Source organism: Acerihabitans sp. TG2, from assembly GCF_035013185.1.
Taxonomy (GTDB): Bacteria; Pseudomonadota; Gammaproteobacteria; order Enterobacterales; family Enterobacteriaceae; genus Acerihabitans.
Genome location: NZ_JAYGJO010000015.1, coordinates 16,911 through 39,578 on the forward strand (window position 1 = coordinate 16,911; position 22,668 = coordinate 39,578).

At 54.9% G+C, this 22,668-nt stretch carries 18 protein-coding genes, 1 tRNA gene and 1 pseudogene; 14 read left to right on the forward strand and 6 right to left on the reverse strand.

Going from position 1 to position 22,668, the window contains the following annotated elements; all coding sequences use genetic code 11:
- Window positions 1–6 precede the first annotated feature (6 nt).
- The 12 genes from SJI19_RS14145 (at window position 7) to SJI19_RS14200 (ending at window position 15,380) form a co-directional block, all read left to right on the forward strand.
- Window positions 7–1,329, forward strand: a complete 1,323-nt coding sequence (locus SJI19_RS14145; RefSeq protein WP_323478912.1) for an ATP-grasp domain-containing protein — start codon at window positions 7–9, stop codon at window positions 1,327–1,329.
- Window positions 1,322–2,590 (forward strand): MFS transporter, encoded by a 1,269-nt coding sequence (locus SJI19_RS14150; RefSeq protein ID WP_323478913.1) that lies wholly within the window; start codon window positions 1,322–1,324, stop codon window positions 2,588–2,590. Before SJI19_RS14145 ends, SJI19_RS14150 begins: the two co-directional genes overlap by 8 nt.
- 59 nt (window positions 2,591–2,649) lie before the next feature.
- The gene (locus tag SJI19_RS14155; RefSeq protein ID WP_323478914.1) at window positions 2,650–4,005 is read left to right on the forward strand and encodes a lysine N(6)-hydroxylase/L-ornithine N(5)-oxygenase family protein; all 1,356 of its coding nucleotides are present in this window, start codon (window positions 2,650–2,652) and stop codon (window positions 4,003–4,005) included.
- A 31-nt stretch (window positions 4,006–4,036) separates the two neighbouring features.
- Complete coding sequence (locus SJI19_RS14160; protein WP_323478915.1) at window positions 4,037–5,077, forward strand: FAD-dependent oxidoreductase; 1,041 nt, start codon at window positions 4,037–4,039, stop codon at window positions 5,075–5,077.
- A gap of 12 nt (window positions 5,078–5,089) precedes the next feature.
- Window positions 5,090–7,369 carry a class I tRNA ligase family protein gene (locus SJI19_RS14165; protein WP_323478916.1) on the forward strand — a complete coding sequence of 760 codons (2,280 nt, stop codon included), beginning with the start codon at window positions 5,090–5,092 and terminating at the stop codon, window positions 7,367–7,369.
- Window positions 7,366–10,620 carry an amino acid adenylation domain-containing protein gene (locus SJI19_RS14170; RefSeq protein ID WP_323478917.1) on the forward strand — a complete coding sequence of 1,085 codons (3,255 nt, stop codon included), beginning with the start codon at window positions 7,366–7,368 and terminating at the stop codon, window positions 10,618–10,620. The genes SJI19_RS14165 and SJI19_RS14170 overlap by 4 nt, the downstream gene beginning before the upstream one ends.
- On the forward strand, window positions 10,617–12,134 hold the full coding sequence (locus tag SJI19_RS14175; RefSeq protein ID WP_323478918.1) for an AMP-binding protein: 1,518 nt from the start codon (window positions 10,617–10,619) through the stop codon (window positions 12,132–12,134). Before SJI19_RS14170 ends, SJI19_RS14175 begins: the two co-directional genes overlap by 4 nt.
- Entirely contained in the window at window positions 12,124–12,408 is a 285-nt protein-coding gene (locus SJI19_RS14180) for an acyl carrier protein (RefSeq protein WP_323478919.1), read from the forward strand. Before SJI19_RS14175 ends, SJI19_RS14180 begins: the two co-directional genes overlap by 11 nt.
- Window positions 12,409–12,410: 2 nt before the next feature.
- The gene (locus tag SJI19_RS14185) at window positions 12,411–13,025 is read left to right on the forward strand and encodes a GNAT family protein (RefSeq protein WP_323478920.1); all 615 of its coding nucleotides are present in this window, start codon (window positions 12,411–12,413) and stop codon (window positions 13,023–13,025) included.
- Complete coding sequence (locus tag SJI19_RS14190; protein WP_323478921.1) at window positions 13,022–14,074, forward strand: C45 family peptidase; 1,053 nt, start codon at window positions 13,022–13,024, stop codon at window positions 14,072–14,074. The genes SJI19_RS14185 and SJI19_RS14190 overlap by 4 nt, the downstream gene beginning before the upstream one ends.
- Before the next feature lie 23 nt (window positions 14,075–14,097).
- Entirely contained in the window at window positions 14,098–14,577 is a 480-nt protein-coding gene (locus SJI19_RS14195; RefSeq protein WP_323478922.1) for an OsmC family protein, read from the forward strand.
- Window positions 14,578–14,840: 263 nt separating this feature from the next.
- Entirely contained in the window at window positions 14,841–15,380 is a 540-nt protein-coding gene (locus SJI19_RS14200) for a 4'-phosphopantetheinyl transferase family protein (protein ID WP_323478923.1), read from the forward strand.
- 133 nt (window positions 15,381–15,513) lie between these two features.
- Here SJI19_RS14200 and SJI19_RS14205 read toward each other — a convergent pair.
- Both SJI19_RS14205 and SJI19_RS14210 read right to left on the reverse strand, forming a co-directional pair.
- A pseudogene (locus SJI19_RS14205) lies at window positions 15,514–15,639 on the reverse strand (IS1 family transposase); the annotation flags it as partial.
- 117 nt (window positions 15,640–15,756) lie between these two features.
- Complete coding sequence (locus SJI19_RS14210) at window positions 15,757–16,050, reverse strand: LysR substrate-binding domain-containing protein (RefSeq protein WP_323479005.1); 294 nt, start codon at window positions 16,048–16,050, stop codon at window positions 15,757–15,759.
- Between the two features lie 283 nt (window positions 16,051–16,333).
- Here SJI19_RS14210 and SJI19_RS14215 point away from each other — a divergent pair, with 283 nt between their 5' ends.
- On the forward strand, window positions 16,334–17,041 hold the full coding sequence (locus SJI19_RS14215; RefSeq protein WP_416347549.1) for an ash family protein: 708 nt from the start codon (window positions 16,334–16,336) through the stop codon (window positions 17,039–17,041).
- A 52-nt stretch (window positions 17,042–17,093) separates the two neighbouring features.
- Here the strand turns inward: SJI19_RS14215 and SJI19_RS14220 are convergent.
- Window positions 17,094–17,169 (reverse strand) — tRNA-Phe (locus tag SJI19_RS14220).
- Between the two features lie 641 nt (window positions 17,170–17,810).
- Here SJI19_RS14220 and SJI19_RS14225 point away from each other — a divergent pair.
- Window positions 17,811–19,967, forward strand: coding sequence for an ornithine decarboxylase (locus SJI19_RS14225; protein ID WP_323478924.1), 2,157 nt, complete (start codon window positions 17,811–17,813; stop codon window positions 19,965–19,967).
- 114 nt (window positions 19,968–20,081) lie between these two features.
- Here the strand turns inward: SJI19_RS14225 and mltC are convergent, their stop codons facing one another.
- Genes mltC through mutY form a run of 3 tightly spaced genes read right to left on the reverse strand, consistent with a single transcriptional unit; the run spans window position 20,082 to window position 22,585 of the window.
- Window positions 20,082–21,149: a membrane-bound lytic murein transglycosylase MltC gene (gene mltC, locus SJI19_RS14230; RefSeq protein WP_323478925.1), complete on the reverse strand. Its 1,068-nt coding sequence runs from the start codon at window positions 21,147–21,149 to the stop codon at window positions 20,082–20,084.
- A gap of 60 nt (window positions 21,150–21,209) precedes the next feature.
- Window positions 21,210–21,482: an oxidative damage protection protein gene (locus tag SJI19_RS14235; RefSeq protein ID WP_323478926.1), complete on the reverse strand. Its 273-nt coding sequence runs from the start codon at window positions 21,480–21,482 to the stop codon at window positions 21,210–21,212.
- On the reverse strand, window positions 21,479–22,585 hold the full coding sequence (gene mutY / locus SJI19_RS14240) for an A/G-specific adenine glycosylase (RefSeq protein ID WP_323478927.1): 1,107 nt from the start codon (window positions 22,583–22,585) through the stop codon (window positions 21,479–21,481). The genes SJI19_RS14235 and mutY overlap by 4 nt, the downstream gene beginning before the upstream one ends.
- Between the last annotated feature and the right edge of the window lie 83 nt (window positions 22,586–22,668).

The window sequence follows — 22,668 nt, forward strand, 5'->3', positions numbered from 1 at the left end:
CCCTGGATGAATACTAAAACGCCGCTGCCTGAAGCTTTTGTTTTAACCGGTGCTTTTTGGGTTATTTGCCGTAATTCGCTTTATCTGACGCAGCTGGCCGAACGCGGGCTGCATATTTTGGTTTTAACGCCGGAAAGTTACCGTCGGCAGGTGGAGGAAGCCCGCAGTAATCCGGACAGCCCCGTCTCACGGATTACCGATGTGGCGTATGCAGAGGGATCGCTGGACAGAGAGGCATCATTTAACCCCAGCGTTGTTGCCGCCATACAGCGCTGGCGTACGCACTATCGGATTGTTGGCGCTTTTGCAGTAGGAGAGACTCTGGTGGAACCGACCGGCATTATCGCCGATGCCCTGGGTATTCGCTCTCCGGGGCTGCGTGCTACGCGCACCTGTCGCAGCAAATATCTCCAGCGTTTTTATCTTAACGCGTTCAGTCCTGATTCAGTGATGGTGCCGCCAGAGCATCGCCACCGCATCAGCACGGAGGGGCTCGCTTATCCGCTGATCATTAAACCGGCTACCCGTCACTCCTCTTCCGGCGTCATCAGCGTCGATGCGCCGCAGCAGGCCAGTCGCGCACTGGCGGATTACCCCGCCCATGAAACGCTGTTGTTGGAACAGAAAATCGTGGGGCAGGAGTATTCGGTGGAAACCCTGTCGCAAAACGGTGTGGTGATATTCGCCTCTGCGACCCATAAGGTTACGACGGATACCCACTCGAACACCTTTGTGGAACTGGCGCATACGGTGCCTAACCCCGATCAAAACAGCGCGCTGCTGCTGGAAGCGACGCAAAAGGTTCTGACGGCGCTGGACTTCGGTGATGGCATCGCGCATGCCGAATGGCGTGTAGACGCCAACGGCCGTCCCTGGCTGATGGAAATCGCTTCGCGTACGCCGGGTGACGGTATTTTACCGCTTTATAACCTGGCGTACGGTCAACCCCTCGAGCCGGTTATTTTACGCATCATGCTTGGTGAACCGGCCGCTTTACCCGCGCCCGTGCGTATCGCACGCCAGGTGTATCTGGAGCATCCCCCCGGAATACTGAAGGACGTGCACATAGACTGGCCGGAAGCGGAGATCGCCTGGCTTAACGACAACGATCCCTGGCCTGTCGTCCCGGCCGGCGAGCGGGATGATGAGCCCACCCTGCGGGCCGTTTTCGTCCATAAACAGCGCGGGGATCGTCTGGAGTCGTTGCGCTCTTCGGAAGATCGCGCAGTGGTCTTTTTTATCGATGCGCGCAGTGCGGAAGAGCTGGATCGGCTGGAAAAACAGGTCAGGGAAAAAATTACGTTGCATATCGAGGGATATCATGACTAATTCATCGTCCGCGCCGGGCGTACTGGAAACATTGTCGCAAAGCCCGCTGTCATTAAAAGTCGTCTTGCTCGGCGTGATGATCAATCGGTTGTCCGGGTTCCTGCAAATCTTCATCGTGCTGTATCTGGTGTCGCTCGGCTATTCGCATCAGCAAACCATCATTGCGCTAGCAGTGTACGGCACCGGTGCCGTTATCGGCACGCTTCTCGGCGGCGCGATCAGCGAACGCTTCGGGCCACGTCTTGCCAGCATGATCAGCATGGGGGCGACCGCGGTGCTGACGGCGGCGTTGCTCTACCTTGACCACTTTATTTCCATCCTGATCGTCGTGGCGCTGGCCAGCCTGTGCGCCCAATTATTCCGCCCGGCCTCCGCGGCATTGCTGTCCTGGCAAACGCCGCCGGAGCGGCAAACGATGATTTTTGCCATTTACCGCCTGGGCCTGAATCTCGGGGCGACGGGAGCGCCGCTCATCGGCTACGCCCTTTATCACTGGGGCGGGGAGAGTTTTACGCTGCTGTTCTGGGGAGAGGCAATTATTGCGGCGCTGTATGCCATGCTGGCAATGCTGACCCTGCCGGGAAAAAACGAAGTCGGAGAAATCAGCATGCGGGCAGGTGCGGATAAAACGGCCGCGGGCGGCTACCTTGACGTGCTGGCCGACCGGCGCTTCGTCTTATTTTTACTGGCGACCTTCTGCCATTCCGCGGTTTACGTGCAATACATCACCACGCTTCCTCTCTACGTTGAAGACAAAGGGATCGCACTGTTCTGGTATACCCTGGCGGTATCGCTCAACGGCATAATCGTTATCTGTTTTGAGCTGTTCATCACCAAGTTCACCCAGGGATATAACAAACGTTACGTACTGGCGTTCGGTTTTGCGCTGATTGGCGCGGGCGTTGCCTTTTATGCCGTTCCCATCGGGCCTGCGGCGCTGATCGTCGGCACACTGATTTGGTCGTCGGGGGAAATCATCTCCGGTCCTTCCTTCTTTGCTTTCCCGGCGAACGCCGGCCCGGGGCATCTGAAGTCCCACTATCTGGGCAGTTTTCACTTCATGTTCAGTCTGGGGATCGCGCTGGGGCCGGTTATCGGTGGCTGGCTCTATCTGTCGCTGGATACGGTCTTCTGGCCCGTCATTGCGTTGGGTTCCATCTTTGCGGCCCTGGTTTGCGGTGCGTGCGTCAAAGAACCGGCCACGGCGCCGTTGAAAACGGAGGCGGGTACGTCAATGACGTCCAGTGAGGCTATCGAGTAATTAACGATCCCGAATTCATTATCCCGGATGAATTATCTCAAACATATAAGGGTGAATTTATGAAACAGGCATTAAACGGCGCACCTTCTCATTATACCCTGCTGGGTATCGGGGCAGGGCCGGCAAATCTGAGTCTGGCCTCTTTGTTACATGATAAGCCAGAAATCAGTAATCTTTTTCTTGACCAGAAAGCCGCCTTTTCCTGGCACGACGATCAAATGATCGACGGCGCCACGTTGCAGGTTTCACTGTTTAAAGACCTGAGTACGCTGACCGATCCGACCAATAAATTTACCTTTATGTCTTATCTGCATGAGAAGGGACGCATTTACCACTTTCTTAATGCACAGTTTGATGAGATCCCGCGCCGTGAGTTTCGCAATTACATGGCCTGGGCGGCGGAGAAAAATCGCAACATATCATTTGGCGAACGTGTGTTACACATTGATTTTGAAGGCGTATTCCGCATTGAAACCGACAAGCGCCAACTCACCGCCGATCATCTTGCCGTCGGCGTAGGCACCAAACCCTGGATACCGGAATTTGCGGCGCCGCTGCTTGATAATTCGCAGTTCCACGTCAGCCAGTATATGAAGAAAAACCATAATACCGCGGGGAAACAGGTGGTCATTATCGGCGGCGGTCAGTCTGGGGCTGAGGTATTTCTCGATCTGTCGTCGAAACCGGCGAGCGAGCGCCCGGAACGCATTACTTGGCTGTCGCGGCGGCGTAATTTTTTCCCGATCGATGACTCGACGTTCACCAACGATTTTTATATGCCCTGCTATTCGGAGTATTTCAGTAAACTGCCTTTGCACCTGCGTCAGAAAACCAACCGAGAGAATATATTAACGTCCGACGGCATTTCCGAGTCAACGTTACGGGCAATTTATCAGAAGCTTTATTGCCTCCGGTTTATTACGCCGGGTGAACTTGAATTCGATTTAATGACCAGCCGTTCGGTAAGTAATGTGGTAGAGACATCATCGGGGCGCTGGCGGGTTGATTATAAACATTTGGACGTTGAACAGGCAGAACATATAGTGGCTGATGTTATTATCTGGGCAACCGGTTATGCGCCGGCGGAGAAAAACTTCCTGAATGGACTGAAAGAACGGATTCATTATGAAAATGATGAATTCGTTATTGATGATGACTTTGCGATCGTATGGGATGGTCCCCGCCAAAATAATATCTTCGTGCAAAACGCGGTACGCGGCCAGCGCGGGCTGCCGGACGTCAACCTGAGCCTGAATGCATGGCGGGCGCAGCGCATAATGGGACGGCTGTGCGGCGAGTATCCGCGCCAGCAAATATCCTCATTTATTGACTGGTCGCCCGACGTTGATAATAACAGCGTGCATAAGGTTAAGGATGACGTCATGCCGGAGAAGAAAATCATTACGGCGCGTTAAATATCACACTTCAATAAAGTCTTAATATATCATGATGAATAAAAACGATATTGCTATTATCGGTGGTGGTATTATTGGCATCGTTATTGCCCGTGAGGCAGTGAAACAATACCCATGGGCAAATATTTCACTTATAGAGAGGCAACTGTGCGGTGCCGGAAGTTCATTTTATTCCGCTGGCGTCCATTTCCCCCGGGGCATAAGTGAACGCGTGCGGGAAATGTCCCGTTACAGCCATGACTATTATCAACCGTTCCTGGATGACGGGGCGCCTTTTTATTCTTTACCCATGGAACTGGTGACCGGAAAAGCGCATTGGGAAGAGACGTGCCGTAATTACCTTCCCGCAGCCGGGTTTGCACCGTCGGAAAGCATGAATCCCCGGACTCATCTTTCTCCGGATGACGAGCGGGTCGTGCTGCGGGGAAAGGGGGCACATTATGCCGATGTGTTTGCCCTGATCCAAAAATGGCTGTCGGCGCTGCGCTCGTCCATTGCGGTGCGTGAAGGACTGCGGGTGACAGCGCTGCATCCCCGGCGCGGCGGCTATGACGTGGCGCTCAGCGACGGCACGGTTCAGGCGGTCAGTCAGGCGATCCTGGCGCCGGGCCCCTGGTTGGCTGAGCCGGCCTGGCGCGAGCGTATTGCTGGACTGGGTATTCGGGTGAAAAAAATCGTTGCCGTCCATATTGCCAGCAAACCGGAGCCCGGCGCGCCCCTGACGATTTTCCATGACGAAGATGCTTTTCTGGTGCCGTGCCACAGCCGCGGGCATTGGTTGTTCAGCTATACCTGCCAGGAGTGGGATGTCCTGCCGGGAGAGACCGGGCCGCTGCAGGCCCGTGATTTGGCGGCGGCGCGGGAACTGCTGCACCGCTACGCGCCGACGCTCGCCGAGGAAATCAGGGACGGCCGGGTTTTCTGTGACGCTTACAGCCCGTCGCGGGAGCCTGTCATCACCCGCCTGGATAAACACCTCATCTTTGCCGGCGGCGCCAATGGCTCCGGTTACCGGCTGGCGCCCGCTATTGCCGCCGATGTTATTCACCTTTTAACGCAAACCACTTTCTAAGGATGCCCGGATATGATCATTCATCGCTATGATGCCACACGTATGTCAAAGCAGTTCGGTATTGATATCAGCAGTATTGACGGTATGGATTTCCCTGCTGGCTGGGGACGGGTCGGTGCCGGAGAGCGTTCGGACAGTCATCAGCATGATGAAACCGAGATGTTCGTTATCGTCGCGGGAAAAGGGGTGTTGATCGTGGACGGCCACCGCCATCAGGTGAGCGCGGGCTGTGCGGCGCAGTTCGCGCCTTTTGAGTCGCACGTGCTGGAAAATACGGGAGATAAAGACATTCTCTTTTTCCTCCAGTACCGCCGCGACGCTGACAGCGCCCGGCATTCCGCCTCTTCCCGGGAACGGCAGAATCCCCGGCGCCCGCAGTTCGTTTTCTCTACGCCGCCGACGCCAAACGGCGATTTGCATCTCGGCCATCTGTCGGGCCCGTATCTGGGCGCCGACGTCTATGTCCGTTATCAGCAGATGATCGGCAATTCGGCGTGGCACATGACCGGCTCCGATGATTATCAAAGCTATGTCGTCGCACTGGCGGAACGTGAAAACACGACGCCCGCCGCCGCCGCGCAGCATTTCTCCCGCGAGATTTTGCAGACGCTGAAGATGATGGATATCGAGCCGGATCAATACACTGTGACCAATGATGCGCCCGGTTATATTCAGGGCGCACAGCGCTTTTTCAGCCGTACGCTGGGCGAAGATAAGGTGGTTTTTGCCGAAAGCGCCGCCCTGCGTGACGCGCAGAGTGGTAAATATCTTTATGAGGTTGACGTTTTCGGCCAGTGCCCAGGCTGCGGCGGCGGTACCAACGGCAACATTTGCGAAGAGTGCGGGGAACCCAACGTGGTCACGGATATGGCACAGTCGTTATCCAAAAGCTCCCAGCTGCCGCCTGAACGCACTCAGGTAGCCCGTTATCTCCTGCCGTTACACCGCTTTGAACAACAGATCGCGGAGCATCACAAGGTCGGCAGGGTTCCTGCCCGACTGCGCGAACTGGCTCACCGGGTTTTTTCCCGTCCTGAATTCACCGTGCCGGTGTCTCATCCTTCCGAATGGGGGATCGCACCGGCTGAAGCCGAAGGCGAGGGGCAAGTTATCTGGGTATGGCCGGAAATGAGCTATGGCTTCCTGTACGACATCGAGCAACTGGGTAAAAAAATCAATCGTCCCTGGTCGGCGGATGAACCCGGTAAAGACTGGAAAATCGTGCATTTCTTTGGTTACGACAACAGTTTCTATCACAGCATCCTTTATCCGGCGCTGTATCACCTGGCTTATCCGGAATGGCAGCCGGACATCGATTACCACTACAACGAATTTTATCTGCTCGATGGTAAAAAGTTTTCGACCAGCCGCCGCCATGCCGTGTGGGGGAAAGAGATCTTGACACCGGAGAGCGTGGATGCAGTGCGCTTTTACCTGTGCCTGACGCGCCCTGAGCAGGAGAGAACCAACTTCCGCCTGTCGGATTGGGAAAAGGAAGTGCGCGACATCCTGCTCGGCGAATGGCAGGTCTGGCTGCACGATCTGGGCGAACGGGTCGGTACGATCTATCAGGGGAATGCGCCGGATGCCGGTATCTGGACCAAAGAGCAGGTCGCCTTCTGGGCACGGTTAAACGGGTTGTTACAGGCGATCACCGATGCGCTGAACCCCGACGGGTTTTCGTTGCGCAACGCCGCCCGTCACCTGAAAACGCTGGTCACGGAAACGCGCGCTTTTTCCCGCAGCCAACAGCAACTGGCGGGTATCGCACAATGGCGCGATGAATACCGTACCGCCGTGGCGCTGGAGCTGGCGGCTGCGAATCTGCTCTCCGCCGTTGCCCAGCCGCTGATGCCGCGTTTCTCCGCCCGCCTGGCGGCGGCGCTCGGCAATGAGACGGCGCAGTCATGGCCGCGGCAGGCACAGCTGGTGACGCCGGGTAACCGCATTACGTTGCAGGAAACGCGTTTCTTCTATGATCCACAAGAACGAGATCCACAAGAACGAGATCCACAAGAACGAGCTCCACAGGAACCGGCTGTTCAGGAACAAAACGGTGGTGCCCATTGGCAGTGGCTGGAGGAAAAGCTGGGCGTTCTGTTACCTGAAACCCGCTTGCATCCGGCGCACGTTCTGTCGCAACTGGGAGCAACCTCACTGATGGCCGTGACGCTGCAATATCAGTTACTTCATGAATGTCAGGTCGACGTTCCGCTGGAAACACTGCTGAATCAGCCGCTGGGGGAAATCGCCGGTCATATTGCACGCCAACGGCAGGGGGCTACAGCATGAGCGTCAGCGCGTTACTTGAACAAATAACCGGTGCTGGGCTCAGGATCAGCAGGCAGGGTGATAACCTGAAACTGGAAGGACTGACGAACGCGATTCCGCCGCAGCTGGTGGCGGATATCCGTACGAATAAGGCGCAACTGCTCGCCTGGCTGGAAGAGAGCCTGGATACGTTTCCGCTGACTCCGCTGCAACAGGCGTATTACCGTGGCCGCGATTTGGTCACGGTAGGCGGGGGCGTGGCCAACCAGGTCTACCATGAGATCGAAGGCGTCTGGGACATCGAACGACTGGATCAGGCATTGCAGCGCGTGGCGCAGGAGCATTCGGCGCTTCGTTTGCGGATGACCGGCGATGACGCGCAGTATGAAAGCAGCGAACTGCCCCGCATCGCCCGCCGCGATTGGCAGGGGCTCAGCGACGGGGAACAACGTCAGTTGCGCGCCCGGCTGCGTGAGGAGAAGTCCCATCAGGTACTGCCTCCGCAGGCTTCACTGTTGCAGGCGGAAGTCGTGATCCTTTCGCCGGAAAGCATGGTGCTGTACGTCAATCATGACGGCATGGTTGTGGACGGCATCAGCATGTTTTTACTGTTCCGGCTTTGGCACCAGCATTATCAAACGCCACAGCCGCAGACCGAATATCTGGCGTTCCGCCAGCACATCGCCGCCCGCGAGCAAGATAAACAGCACGCCGTCAGCGACCGTTCGCGGGATTACTGGCTGCGGCGTCTGGAGTCGTTGCCGAAAGCGCCTGCGCTGGCGCAAAATCCCCGCCCTGCCACAGGGATGCCCCGCTTCCGGCAGCATCTCGTCACCCTGGATGCAGCCCGCTGGCAACAGTTGCAGCAGCAGACCAAAGCGCAGCGACTGACGCCCGCCGTCGTGCTGATGGCCGCCTGGGCGGAAACGCTGTACGTCTGGGGGGCCGGGGAGGATTTTACGCTCAACGTGACGATCTCTGAACGTCGCCCGGTTCATCCGCGGGCCTTCAGCACGATCGGGCCGTTTTCCATTCCGATGCTGACCGAGATTCATCTTGATCACCGGCAACCGTTTATCCAGCGCGTTCAGCACCTGCAGGCGCAACTGCATCAGGATATCGATCACCGCTATTTTTCCGGCATCGACGTAATGCGGGAACTGGCGAAAACGCGCGGGCTGGCAGACGCGCTGATGCCGTACACGTTTAATTGCACGCTGGGCGCGCTGGAAGGGGTGAACGGCGATGCGCTGACGCTGCTCGGTCGTGAGGTTTACACGCTGAGCCAGACGCCGCAGGTATTGCTGGACGCCTTCCTGTTTGAGCAGCAGGGGCAACTGGTGATTCGGTTGGACGGTGTGGAATCGGCGTTTCCTGAAGGCTTTCTGGCGGCGATGGCGGAAGGCTTTCAGCGTATGCTGCTTACGCTTTGTCAGCCGAAAAGCTGGGAACGGGCAAGGTTCGATCTGCTTCCTGTCGCACAGCGCCAACGGCGGGATCAGGTCAATGCAACCGAAACGGAAATCCCGTCTGAATTGCTCGGCGACGCCTTCGTGGTTCAGGCCCGCCGGAATCCGGCAGCAGCGGCGATGTGTACGGCGGAGCGACAAATCAGTTACGGCGAGCTGTTGAACCGCGCTGCGGAGGCCGCGCAATGGCTGCACGATCAGGGGGTAAAGCGCAACGAACTGGTCGGTCTCATCGCGGTCCGCGGGCCGGAGCAGATTATTGGTATTCTGGCCATCGTTCTGGCCGGTGCCTGTTATCTGCCCATTGACGCCGGTCTGCCCGAAGCCCGTCGGCGCTATATGTTGCAGGATGGCGGTGTTCGGGTTGTGCTGACCAACGTTGACGCTGCCGCATTGCTGCCCTGTTTCGATTTGCGCACCCCCGCGGAGAAAACCTTCGTCTTGCCCGCACGTGATGCTGCCGCGACGCAGGACGATCTCGTCTACGTGCTGTATACCTCCGGAACGACCGGCGATCCCAAAGGCGTGATGGTAACACACCGCAACGTGGTGAACCTGGTCGCCGACTGTCAGCGGCGTTTCAGCGTCCGTCAGGAAGATCGCTTCTTCGCCATCAGCGCTTTCAACTTCGATCTGTCCGTCTGGGATATTTTCGGCGCACTGGCAGCCGGTGCGGCGCTAGTGATGCCGGATGCGGATCGTGCCGCCGATGTGGAACATTGGGTGGCACTTTGCCGGATGCACCGCGTCAGTATCTGGAACTCAGTACCGGCTATCGTGCGGATGATGTTTGACTATCAGCCTGAGCTGGCGGACAGCCTGCGCCTCATTATGATGAGCGGCGATCGTATTCCGCCGGATCTGCCGGCGGCCATGATGGCACGCCGTCCCGATATCGCGTACTGGTCACTGGGCGGGCCGACGGAAACGACCATCTGGAACATTTGCCATCCGATTTCGCCTGAGGATTGCAATGGGGAAAATATTCCCTATGGCCGCCCCAATGCCAACAACCAATGCTCGGTGCGCAACGCGCAGGGCGGCGAATGCCCCGACTGGGTGGCCGGTGAAATCTATGCCGCCGGGGCCGGGATTACCCGCGGCTACTGGAATGACGAGGCCAGAACCCGTGAGCGATACCCTGTTGATGCGCCCGGCGGGCAACGTTGTTTCCGCACCGGCGATCTGGGGCGCTATTTACCCAACGGGGACATCGACATTCTTGGTCGGGTGGATTTGCAGATAAAAATCAACGGATACCGTATTGAGGCCGGAGAAGTTGAGAACGTGCTTACAACCTTACCTGAGATTGCCCAGGCCGCGGTGGTCGCCACCAAAGACGCGCGGGGCGACGTGCTGGCCGCGCACCTAGTGGCCGATGGCGTCCGGCCTACGCTGGCCGAACTGCGTCAACGCGTTGCGCATTTGTTGCCGGACTACATGATCCCTGCACACCTGGTGTGGCACGAAGCCCTGCCTCTGAACCGCAATCATAAAGTCGATCGCAAGGCCCTGGTCCAGCGTCCCTTGATCGCCGACGCGCTGGAAGGCGCCGGATCCCGGCAGGCTAGTGGCGATATCGAACGCACGCTGCAGGCGCTGTGGCAGGACATTCTGGCCTGCGACAACGTCGGGGTGGAGCAGGACTTTTTCAGTCTGGGCGGCAACTCCCTCAAAGCCCTGCGGATTCTGACATCTGTGCGTAAGGCGTTCGGCGTGGCGATGCCGCTGGAATCCGTTTATCAATTTAACACCGTGCAGGCGATGGCGGGCCAAATTGCGGATCGCGGAGGAAAACTATGACGATCTCCATCATTAATGAGATTGTTAACCGGCCGCCGGCGCCGGGCGGCAATCTGTACATCGCAACCCTGAGCGAACAAAAAACGATCTCATTGCGTGAGCTGTACCGCATGGCGGGGCAGGTCGCCAACGGTTTGCTGGCGCAAGGCATTAGTGCCGGGGATACCATCGGTATCCTGGCGGATAACCGACTCGAATGGGTATTGCTTGACCTTGCCGCGCTGCGCCTGAAGGTGCGCACCGCCGGGTTTGATCCCGGCAAGTTTACCGCGACGCCGGCACTGGTGCAGGATTACCGGCTTAAGTGTTTGTTTACCGATAAAAAAGCCGATGCCGCGCACCCGGCAATCCGCGACATTAAATCGATCAACGCGTTTACCGATGTTTATCCTGAAGACCTGCCCGCTGTTGACTATGCGGCGGGCGAGACGACCACCATCAAATTTACCTCCGGCTCCACGGGCGTGCCGAAGGGGCTGGCGGCCACGGTCGGCAGCATCGACGCCTCGCTACGCGGTGTTCAGCGTCTGTTCGTGCATGCTCAGGGAGACAGCCTCTTCGTCTTTTTGCCGTTATCACTGTTACAGCAGCGCTATTGGATCTATTCGGCGCTGAAATACGGCCATGACGTTGTTATAAGTAATTACCAGTCGGCATTTGTCTTTATGGCGCAGCTGCAGCCGACCGTGGTGATGGGGGTGCCCGCGTTCTTTGAAACCGCGCGCCAGCACATTATCCAGCAGGGCGGCGATGACGCGGCGATGAAAGCTCATGCCCGTGCGCTGTTCGGCGGACGTATCCGCTATTTATGGACGGGGTCTGCGCCCGCCGATGCTGCAACGCTCGATTTCTACCCGCGCATGGATCTGCCACTTTATGAAGGGTACGGCATGAATGAAACGTGCATCGTCACGAAAAACCACCCCGGCGCCTTCCGTCCGGGCAGCGTCGGGCAGGTGATCGACGGGAAGAAGGTGGTGATCGATGAAAACGGCAACGTCGTCGTCTACAGCGATTATCCGGTCAATACCCGCTATCTCTACGCTCAGGAAGGGGCATCGGAGAAAATCTTTACGCCGCACGGCGGGGTACGTACCGGCGATCTGGGATTTATCGACGAAGACGGCTTTTTATATATCAAAGGCCGTTCGGACAACGTCATTGTCCTTGATAACGGCAAAAAAATCGACGTACAGCCGATTGAAGCCCGTCTACGTAATGCGGGCGTTATTGCGGAATGCGTCATCTTCAGCCCGCAACAAACGGATCTGGTCGCCGTCGTTTCACCGGCGTCCGTTCCCGCCGATATTCCGGCGATTCATGCCGCGCTGGAAAGCGTTAATGCCGCGACGGAAAAAGATGAGTTTATCAGCCGCCTCGTGATTGCCGGACAGCCGTTTAGCATTGATAACGGCCAGCTGACCTCTCAGTACAAACCCATCCGCAAGGCGATATTCGAACGTTATCAACATGAACTGAATGCTACCGTTAAGGAGAGTCACTATGTCCGTTAATCTGGAAACCGTTGCTCGACAAAAGCTCGCCGCCGTGCTGGCGTCTCCCGCAGAGATCGGGCAACTGGACGTCGGCGCCAACATGCGCGATGCGTACGGCCTGACGTCGCTGAATAAAATCTTATTCATCACGTCACTGTGTCAGGCGGCGGGGATCAGCCTTACCGGACTGACAGAGGATGATCTGGCGCATATGAACACTCTGGACGATGTTATCCGTATTCTGACGCCGCTCGTTGATACACCGGCGGCAAACCACCTGCAGGGAGCGTAAATATGAACTGGCAAATGACGGCGTCGGCAACGCTGGAAAATGAGCACGTCATTCTGCGTCCCGTCAGTGAAGACGATCGGGAGAGCATTCGCACCCTGGCGCGCGACAGTCATATCTGGCGCTATTTCGTTTTTCGCGTCAGCAATGATGAAGAGTTTGAGACCTTCTTCAATGCGATGCTCGGCGATCAGGCTACAGGCGTGCGCGCCGTGTTTATCGTGGTAGACAAAGTCAGCGGACAGATTGCCGGCAGCATGAGCTTTGGCAACATGGTGGAAAAAGAAGCCCGGCTGGAAATAGGCTGGTCCTGGCTCGGCGAGGCTTTTCGCGGCAAAGGCATTAATCGCTGGGCCAAATACTTGCTGATGCGTCATGCGTTTGAGGCGCTTTGCGCATTGCGGGTGGAATTCAAAACGGATGTGCTTAATCTTCAGGCCCGGGCCGGATTGCGCAATATCGGGGCTAAAGAGGAGGGGGTGCTGCGCAGTTTCAACTTTATGCCGGACGGCCGGCGCCGTGACGCTATTTTCTACAGCGTTCTCGCTGACGAATGGCCGTGGGTGTGCGATGCCTTGCAGCGCCGGGCGAAAGCCGGTCCGCGCCCGGAGGCGCAATGAGCGCCATGATTCCGGTTGTTAGGCTATCGGGCGACGCCCACAGCAGAGGGATTCAGCATGGCGAGCAGTGCCGGCAGGCACTGTGGCAATTTGCCGACGACTATCTGTGCCGGCTCAATCTGCTGAGTGATGTTTCGCTCTCACTGGAGGCATTGGAGGAAAAAATCGGCCGCTATCGCCGGATTATTACCCATTGGCTACCGGAAATCGCGCAGGAGATTGGCGGACTGGCCGTTGGCGCGCGGATGCCAGTGGCATTGGCGTGGCTGTTGCAGCTGCGGCGTGAGATTCTCGGCTATAACCGGATTACCACGGGTGGGGACTGCACCACGCTTTCTTCTCTGGAAAGCGAGCCGTGGCTGACGCAAACCGTGGATCTGAACGGTAATCTGGATGATTTCATCCATGTCCTGGCCTGTCAGGGAACCCGTATTCCCGTGCGGGTACTGAGCTTTGGCGGACTGTTGGGGTATCTCGGCATTAATCAGGCAGGGCTGGCAGTCGGCTTGAATATGGTGCTGGGCGGAAAGTGGGAACCGGGTATTCCGCCTTATCTGGCGATCCGACATATACTGGACACCTGCGCCAGCGCAGAAAAGGCGCTGGAGGTCCTGACCCGGTTGCCGCTTTCCAGTTCGCGCGCGTTTACGCTTTGTGACCGGCAACAGACTTTCTGCGTTGAAAGTCTGAACAACCAGTGGCGTATCGTTTCGCAGGGTAATGTCCGGCAAGGCGGTGGTACGACGTCGCATACCAACCACTTTCTGCACCAGGACTTTTTAGCCGATGATGCGATCAATATTTTTGCGAAGAACTCGTCGCTTCAGCGGCTGGCTAAGGCCCGTGAGTTTCTGGCGTCCGGACCGCATACCGGTGAGGCCTGCTTCACGCCTTTCAGCGCGGCCCCTCTGTGCGTGGCCGACAGCGGCGACATTCGGCGTGAACGCACCGTGGCGGCAGCGGTGATGTTGCCGGCGCAGGGGGTATTGTTAGTCCGTCCGGGGAATCCGGCCGTGAATCTGACCCAATGTTTCTCATTCTCTGATTAATCAATGCTATTGAGGGCAAGAATATGTCAAAACATCTTCACTCTTACCAGGTTGCGCTGACCTGGACCGGTAACCGGGGAGAAGGAACGACGAGTTATAAAGCCTACGGTCGTGAGTACGACGTCACGGGGAACACTGGCAAAGTAATGAAGGGCTCGGCGGATCCGCAGTTTCTGGGCGATCCCGCCCGCTGGAACCCGGAAGAGATGCTGCTGGCATCCCTGAGCGCCTGCCATCAGCTCTGGTACCTGCATCTGTGTGCCGACGCCGGGATAACGGTAGTGCGTTATGAAGATGCGCCTCGTGGCGTTATCAATGAGCTAATCGGTAGTTTTACTGACGTGATGTTAATGCCGAAAGTGGTTATTTCTGCTGAGTCAGATATGGAGTTGGCGATAGGCTTGCATCATCTGGCACATGAAAAATGTTATATCGCTAACTCGCTTAATTTTCAGGTGAAAATCGTACCTGATGATGTTATGCGTGAAGCTAAGAAGACTTAGTTAAATCCCTGAGGGTCGTGTTCCCCGCCCCTTGGGGCGACGAACTACCTTGTAGTTGGCTATTGGTTTTGATACCCCGCAGCTTGCGGCGGGGTAGTTCATTTGTGGTGTATCTGATGAATTTATGTCCAGTTGATGACTTTTCTTTGTCTCCATTCATAAAAAAAGGCGAATTTGGCTATCTGAAACATTGCCCTTAGGTTTTATACGGACTGATTGAATACGATAATAGCGTATATACTGATGATCTTTTCCCTCAATTAGTGCAACCTTTTCCCGAACAATTACGTCAGTCAGTGGTGAAGCGTAAAGCTGAATTTCTTGCTGGTCGTTATTGCTGTTCAAGGTTGTTGAAAATAGCCGGGGCCAGATCAACATATGTTGGTTCTCAAAAAGGAGTACCCCTATGGCCCTTAGGCTGGTATGGCAGCATATCCCATACAGATAGCTATGTGATAGTGGTACTGGCAAATGAAACCTTGGCATTAATGCCAGGTGTTGATATTGAAAAGTATGACTCAAAATTATTACTAAGTGTAGTGGAAATGTTTTCCTCTCCGAATAAATTAATTATTTTAAGAGCATCAACATTAGATTTTACCAAGGCTCTGCTATTACTTTTTTCTGCTAAAGAAAGTCTTTTTAAATCACTCTGGCCAGAAACCACAGGAGGAGTCGACTTTCATTTTGCTAATATAACATCCATAGATGTCGTACAACAGACAGTTACATTAGCATTATCATCTTCTTTATCCTCTAGATTATATGCAGGTAAAAATCACTGGGAGATATGTTTTTTTTAATGATCATGTAATAACATTTGTCGGTTTTCTGAGAACAGCAATATCGCTGATATAAATGTATCTCTGAAAAGAGATAGTAGAACTAATTTATTCTGGCACTGCGAGTATCATTCTTGGGTGATGCCTCCAATTATTAGAACATATATTTTTCGATAAAAGCGCCAATGACTTTTTCATGAAATTCAACAAAGCGAGATAAGCAGATGGTTCTGCGAGCCAACCGTTTGATTCGGGTTCTCAGTATCAGGTTGTTGCGCTCGAATGCGGTCTTCGTATGAATACATGGACTACCTCCCAAGTAGTCCAAGTTATCGTCCGCACCCCCACTGTATTCGTTTTAAATCGCCGTTGACAACCGGCCAGACCACACTCCAGCTCATTCATCATTATCCCATGGGACCCGTTTCCATCTTTCTGCAATGAAATCGATAAATGCACTAAGCCTGCGAGGTATGGGGTCGCGCCGCGCCCGGACAACACTGATCTGGGACGTGTTTGCTTCCCAATCAGGCAGAACTCTGCAAAGTTTCCCTGCCCTCAATTCATCATGAATGTCCCATGTTTCTCGCAGAGATATGCCAAGCCCGGCCATACACCAGGCATGCAGCACGTCTCCGTTATCACTGATAAGGTTGCCGTTCCATTTCTGGAAGATTGGCGATTGGTCCAGCCGTTAAAAGACTGGACTCCCGCATTCCCCGATTTTCTCAATTATGTTATGTGTGAAACTGCACCACGCATAACGCCAGGAAACCGACACATTGCATCCTTCGCTGCCGAACGAATACGTCATGATCACATGCGCGCCCGCATGATTTTGCAAGCCGCATTCCAGATTAGCGTTACGCCATGTTTACCGTGGTAAAACCTCTTGCAGCGCGCGGTTGTTAACGGTATCGTTTAGCTGCGCCTGCAAAATCAGGCGTCGGGATTGGCATCCTGGCTAACCATACTTGGGACATAGGGCGCGTCTGCGTCTTTTTTTATGTCATGCGTCCGGCTCTGAAAGCGATAATTTATCGCTTTACCATTCTATGGTGGGCTGGGCGGGGGCACCGCAAGGTGCGCCGGTGTCCAGTATGGCCGGTAATGCCAAACCCGCTCAGTCTACCACCCACGAAATTGGCATTTCAGGTGTGGTAGTTAAGAAAATACATACTGGAGGCTGCCTTATGACTATGGCTACGATCCCCACTCAAACTCACGCGTTACTCTCCATCCCGTTCGATTCAACCACCGATTTCACCGTTCTGGCAGGCCATTGTGAAAACCTGGCCGACGCGTTGCTACAAAACGACGATCCGGCGCAGCGCCAAGCACTCTGCCGACGGCTTACCGATTGCTTGGCACAACTGCTCCCCACCTTGGACGACCCCATCCCGCCTCATCTGATTGACAGCCTGACCGTGGATGACCGGCCCATGACTTCACCTTGCTTTGAGCCCGATGCCGATCTGCTCTGCGGGTACAGCCAGGCGCTAGCGCAGTTGTTGTCGCAACAGACATTATCGCCAGAGATGGAGCCGATTCTTTCCGGGTTGCTGTTCGATTTGGTGGTGTATTTCGCCGAGGAACTGCGAGCACCGCGCTGGGTACGGACCGCTGAGGGGGTAAAATTTATAGAAGAACTGGATAGGGTTCAGGAATACGCATTACCTTAAAAGCAAAAAACCAGCCGATAGGCTGGTTTCTTTAAATTTGTTTTTTCAAAAGTGGTGCCCGGACTCGGAATCGAACCAAGGACACGGGGATTTTCAATCCCCTGCTCTACCGACTGAGCTATCCGGGCAACGGGGCGCATTAAACCGTATTGGCCGCATGGCGTCAACGGCTTTATTGTTTTACCGGTTTAGTTGCTGCGTTTTCACTCAGTTCTCAAGTTACCCGCTTGGGCGACAATGGGATCCTCAGTACACTCGTTGCCTGACGTTAAGTTATGTCAAAATATAACAAAAATATTGTTAACTACTGATTTTTATTGATTTAATAAGAACTATTGTTTTAACGGCCAGTGGTTTTTTTCTTGAACCTGGTGGGAAAAAATGCAATTATTGCGCAAAATTCACCTACTTCTGCTGCAAGGCCATTGAGAGCGTCGGTATGATAGATTCCATGCTGCTGCGTCATCCCATTAGTCATCTTTATCTGATGACGGCACACTTGCGGCAATACGTTCTTCATCCCATCATGTCACCCAAACACCCCATGCGGTGAGGGTACCTCCCGGCTTCCTGTCAGACCGTGGTAAAAATAGGCACTCTGCGTTATTTACCTATGTTTGTGGAACGCCGCAGCGATGAGTTTTCCCGATTATTTGCCTTTATCCCTGTTGGGAATGCTAATCACACCTTATGCGGGCGGAGACGTTTTCTTGCCCTTGACGTGCCGGGTAGGCACATCCACTCATCCTTAACCTTCGGGATTGGTGCCATGAAATTATTTAAAATCGCTGCCAGTGCGGCAGTTGCCGATCGTTTATCCACCGTGCGTGAAATCGTCTTGATGGACAATACGGATTTTACCGATGTCGCCGCCCTGGTGGTCACCGTGGACGAAGCGCGGGCGGGGTTGTTGAGCATTTTGCGCAATACCGGGCTGACCATCCCGGCATTTGTGGCAATTGAGTGCTCGGCCCAGGCCAACGAGGTGATACTGCCGCCCAATACCCATCTGCTGCAACTCGATGATGCTAATCAAGAACACCTGTTGGAGACCGCCGCCGGCGATTATCAACAAAGCATGCTGCCGCCGTTTTTTGATACCTTGACCAAATATGTCGCCATGGGCAATAGCACGTTTGCCTGTCCCGGTCACCAGGGGGGGCAATTTTTTCGTAAGCATCCGGCTGGGCGGCAGTTTTATGAATTTTTCGGCGAGAATATGTTTCGGGCCGATATGTGCAATGCCGACGTGAAATTAGGCGATCTCCTGATACATGAAGGGTCGGCCAAAGAAGCACAGAAGTTTGCGGCTAAAGTGTTTAACGCCGATAAAACCTACTTTGTCCTTAATGGCACCTCATCGGCCAATAAAGTCGTCACCAATGCGCTATTAACCCGCGGCGATCTGGTGTTGTTCGATCGTAATAATCATAAATCAGTCCATCATGGTGCCCTGATCCAGTCGGGTGCCACACCGGTTTATCTGGAAACGGCCCGCAACCCATTCGGCTTGATTGGCGGTATTGATGCCCATTGTTTCGAGGAGGCTTACCTGCGCCGCGAAATCGCCCGGGTTGCCCCTTTGCGGGCCAAACAGGCGCGGCCGTTTCGCCTGGCGGTGATCCAGCTCGGCACGTATGACGGGACCATTTATAATGCCCGTCAGGTGGTGGATAAAATTGGTCACCTGTGCGACTACATTTTGTTTGATTCCGCCTGGGTGGGCTATGAACAATTTATTCCGATGATGGAACAGTGTTCTCCGCTGCTGCTTGATCTTAATGAGCATGACCCGGGCATTTTTGTCACGCAATCGGTGCATAAACAGCAGGCGGGTTTTTCCCAAACCTCGCAAATACACAAAAAAGACACCCATATCAAAGGGCAGAAACGTTTTTGCAACCATAAGCGATTTAATAATGCGTTTATGCTGCATGCCTCCACCAGCCCATTTTATCCACTGTTCGCCGCCCTTGAGATCAATGCCAAGATGCATGAAGGGGCCAGCGGTCGGCGATTGTGGCTTGATTGTGTGACCCTTGGCATTGAAACCCGTAAACAACTGCTCGACGAATGCCGTCTGATCAAACCATTTATACCCGAGCGGGTGAACGGCACACTGTGGCAGGATCATGATACCGCCACGATGGCCCATGACGTCAGGTTCTTTAATTTTGTCCCTGGCGAAGCCTGGCATGCTTTTGACGGCTATACCAAGGATCAGTATTTTGTCGACCCGTGTAAGCTGTTGCTGACCACCCCAGGTATTGATCGGGTCAGCGGCCACTATTCGGCGTTTGGTATCCCTGCCACCATTCTGGCGACTTACCTGCGTGAAAATAATATCGTGCCGGAAAAATGCGATCTGAACTCGATTCTGTTTCTGCTGACGCCGGCGGAAGATGCCGCCAAAATGCGGCGACTGGTGGCGGCGCTGGTGCGCTTTGAGCAGCTTATCGAGCAGGACGCACCGCTTGAGCAGGTGCTGCCCAGTATTTGTGAGAAATTTACCGCCCGTTATCAGGGTTATACTCTGCGGCGCCTGTGTCAGGAAGTGCATGATTTATATGTGAGTTATGATGTGAAGCAGTTGCAGCATGATATGTTCCGCCGCGATGCGCTGCCGCACATGGCGATGAATCCCCAAGAGGCGAATATGGCGTTTGTGCGCGGTGACGTGGCGTTAGTGCCGCTGAGCGAGGCCGAAGGCCGGATTGCCGCCGAGGGGGCGTTGCCTTATCCCCCTGGCGTGTTATGCGTGGTGCCGGGCGAAGTGTGGGGTGGGGCGGCGTTACGTTATTTTATGGCGCTGGAAGAGGGGCTGAACCTGCTGCCAGGCTTTTCACCGGAGTTGCAGGGGGTGTATGCGGTGCAAGAGCAAAATGGCGTCAGGCGCCTCTACGGCCACGTGATTGACCCTGTCTGAGGGTGGTGTGACCTAACGTCGTGTCTTGCCCATCATCGCCCTATTCAATGCGTAAGAATATGACTCAGGGGCCAAATACGTGGCCCCTGAAGGTTGACTCACTGCCGCCGGGGGTTAGCGGTAGTGTTTTTGCAGGCCGGTGACCTTATACAAATAGCGCCGCGACTCGGCCGAGGGGTGTTTGGTCTCTAAGGCTTGATACACCTCGTCCGGATCCATATTGTTAATCACCGAGAAGGCGCGGTTTTTATCACTGGAAAAGACGCGCAGTACGCTGCCGGCGCCACCGTTATAGGCGGTTATCACGGCGTAACGTCGAGAGGTGGGGTTGACTATACCCGCCAGGTAACTGGATTGCAGCAGCGACAGGTAGGCGGTGCCGGCATCAATATTATTTTCCGGATCAAACAGATAGCTCCGACTTGGTTGTCCCCATTTGCCCTTCATTTTAAACACATCACGCCCGGCGCTGTGCTGGACCACCTGCATCAGGCCCAATGCGTCTGCATTGCTGACCGCATAGGGGTTGAAACTGGATTCGGTTTCCATAATGGCCAGGATCAACGACTCATCCACACCGTATTTTTGTGAGGAACGGCGCACCATCGGCAAATATTTATGGGCGCGCTTATTCATATGGTTAGCCACTAACTGGATAGTGATTGACCAAATTTGATGCATGCCGGACGTGCGGCTTTGCAGGCGGTTTTGCAGCAGGTAATCGGCAAAATGCGCGGCGCGCCCCTCCCAGCGTATCGGGGCGCCATTGTTATCGACCACCTGCCCATACAGGAACGGTTGCTTACTGATCTTGATATCATTGGCATCAGAATACAGATCGATGGAGCCGGGATTGTCACCCATTAACAGCGTGCTGATAATCGCCTGACGTAGGTGTGCCGACGGATTGTCCGGTGCAATGGTTTCAATGGTGATGGTACCGGCGTCAAAGTTGATATGACTGCGGGTGTTATATTGATCGGTATACTTGACATAGTCCTTCGGCCCGGCGATCAGAACTTCGTTCAGTCCCCAGATATTCTCGACATTGTTGGCAAATTGCCCCATCAGAATATCGAACCCGTTGGTGTCTTTTACATAAGCCTCATTGTTGTCGTTTTTGTGGCTTGAACATGAAAACAGCAAAGGGGTGATCACAAGTAACGCTAAAATTTTCTTCATCTTACGGCCGCGTCAGAACGAGGTGTTTGCAAAGGGTCCGGGGGGACCCTGGAAAAAGGATCATTTGGTCGGAGGTGTATAGCCATCGACATGCACGTCATGGCCTTCAAACAAAAATTTAATCATCTCCTGTTCAAGAATTTTCCGATCGGCGAGATTCATCATGCTGAGTTTTTTTTCATTAATAAGCATGGTCTGTTTGGTCTGCCATTGTGCCCAGGCGTCCTTGGAAATCGTGTCGAAAATGCGTTTACCCAGTTCACCCGGGTAAAACTGAAACTCCTGACCTTCGGCCTCTCGGTTGAGAAAGGTGCAAAAAATCGTTCTGCTCATGATAAATCCTCTTGGTTGGCCGGGCTGCCTGCCGCCCGTTGCCGGGGGTTGCCCATTGGCATTTTCCCCACTTGCTGTAATAAACGTTCCACCGGCGCGGCAAGTCCCACCGACGGCGGTTGCGCTAAGTTATACCAGAGTCCGGCAGCTTCATCCATGCAGCGATGGGCGCTAGCCAGATCCAGGCGCAGCGGTACAATATCGAGGTGGAAATGGCTGAAGGTGTGACGAAACGCGGTTAACTGCTCGCTTTGCCCGATATCCAGCCCCCTGGCGCGCAGCCAGTGTTCCACCTCCTGTCGTTGGCTAAACTGGGGAAAGCAAAATAATCCCCCCCACAGACCCACACCCGGGCGTTGTTCCAGCCAGATTTGCCGGTCCGCTTGTAAAATTAAGAACCAGGCGGTTTTTTCGGGTAGCACCTGGCGCGGCTTTTTACCGGGATAAAGCGCCCAGCTGTGGGTGGCGTAAGCGGTGCACTCACCGCGTAACGGGCATAATTCACATTTTGGCCGCGACCGGGTGCAGACCAGCGCCCCCAGATCCATCATGGCCTGGTTAAACTGGCCCACCCCATCGGCCGGGGTTTCCTGCTCACTGTAGCGCCAAAGGCGTTGCTCCACCTCTTTTTTACCCGGCCAGCCGGCAACGGCATAATAACGCGCCAAGACACGCTTCACGTTGCCATCAAGGATAGGATAATGCTGACCAAGCGCCAATGATAAAATCGCCCCGGCGGTAGAGCGTCCAATCCCCGGTAGGGCGGTGATCTCCTCAAACGTGGTGGGAAACTCGCCACCGTGCCGCTCGGCAATCAGCTGCGCCGCTTTATGCAGGTTGCGCCCGCGCGCGTAGTAACCCAATCCGGTCCACAGATGCAGCACTTCATCCAGGGGCGCGGCCGCCAGGGCCGTCACCGTCGGGAAGGTGGCGATAAAACGCTGGAAATAGGGGATAACCGTGGCCACCTGGGTCTGCTGTAACATGATTTCCGATAGCCAGACTTGATACGGTGTTTTGTCCTGTTGCCAAGGCAGTGTTTTGCGGCCGAAGCGCTGGTACCAATCCAACACGTGGTGCGCGAACGGTTGAGTTTGTATCATCAGGGGGGTATTACTCTCCGACAGGCGATTAAGTTAATTCTTAAGGCAGCGATTCCAGCATAGAGTTGCCATACTGTAAACAG

What these genes read in the sequence shown, in the direction of transcription:
- SJI19_RS14225 (WP_323478924.1), top strand. Translation starts at nt 17,811, where the DNA reads ATGAAATTATTTAAAATCGCTGCCAGTGCGGCAGTTGCCGATCGTTTA.
- mutY (WP_323478927.1), bottom strand. Translation starts at nt 22,585, where the DNA reads ATGATACAAACTCAACCGTTCGCGCACCACGTGTTGGATTGGTACCAG.
- SJI19_RS14185 (WP_323478920.1), top strand. Translation starts at nt 12,411, where the DNA reads ATGAACTGGCAAATGACGGCGTCGGCAACGCTGGAAAATGAGCACGTC.
- SJI19_RS14190 (WP_323478921.1), top strand. Translation starts at nt 13,022, where the DNA reads ATGAGCGCCATGATTCCGGTTGTTAGGCTATCGGGCGACGCCCACAGC.
- SJI19_RS14145 (WP_323478912.1), top strand. Translation starts at nt 7, where the DNA reads ATGAATACTAAAACGCCGCTGCCTGAAGCTTTTGTTTTAACCGGTGCT.
- SJI19_RS14160 (WP_323478915.1), top strand. Translation starts at nt 4,037, where the DNA reads ATGATGAATAAAAACGATATTGCTATTATCGGTGGTGGTATTATTGGC.
- SJI19_RS14165 (WP_323478916.1), top strand. Translation starts at nt 5,090, where the DNA reads ATGATCATTCATCGCTATGATGCCACACGTATGTCAAAGCAGTTCGGT.
- SJI19_RS14195 (WP_323478922.1), top strand. Translation starts at nt 14,098, where the DNA reads ATGTCAAAACATCTTCACTCTTACCAGGTTGCGCTGACCTGGACCGGT.
- SJI19_RS14155 (WP_323478914.1), top strand. Translation starts at nt 2,650, where the DNA reads ATGAAACAGGCATTAAACGGCGCACCTTCTCATTATACCCTGCTGGGT.
- SJI19_RS14235 (WP_323478926.1), bottom strand. Translation starts at nt 21,482, where the DNA reads ATGAGCAGAACGATTTTTTGCACCTTTCTCAACCGAGAGGCCGAAGGT.
- SJI19_RS14150 (WP_323478913.1), top strand. Translation starts at nt 1,322, where the DNA reads ATGACTAATTCATCGTCCGCGCCGGGCGTACTGGAAACATTGTCGCAA.
- mltC (WP_323478925.1), bottom strand. Translation starts at nt 21,149, where the DNA reads ATGAAGAAAATTTTAGCGTTACTTGTGATCACCCCTTTGCTGTTTTCA.
- SJI19_RS14170 (WP_323478917.1), top strand. Translation starts at nt 7,366, where the DNA reads ATGAGCGTCAGCGCGTTACTTGAACAAATAACCGGTGCTGGGCTCAGG.
- SJI19_RS14180 (WP_323478919.1), top strand. Translation starts at nt 12,124, where the DNA reads ATGTCCGTTAATCTGGAAACCGTTGCTCGACAAAAGCTCGCCGCCGTG.
- SJI19_RS14175 (WP_323478918.1), top strand. Translation starts at nt 10,617, where the DNA reads ATGACGATCTCCATCATTAATGAGATTGTTAACCGGCCGCCGGCGCCG.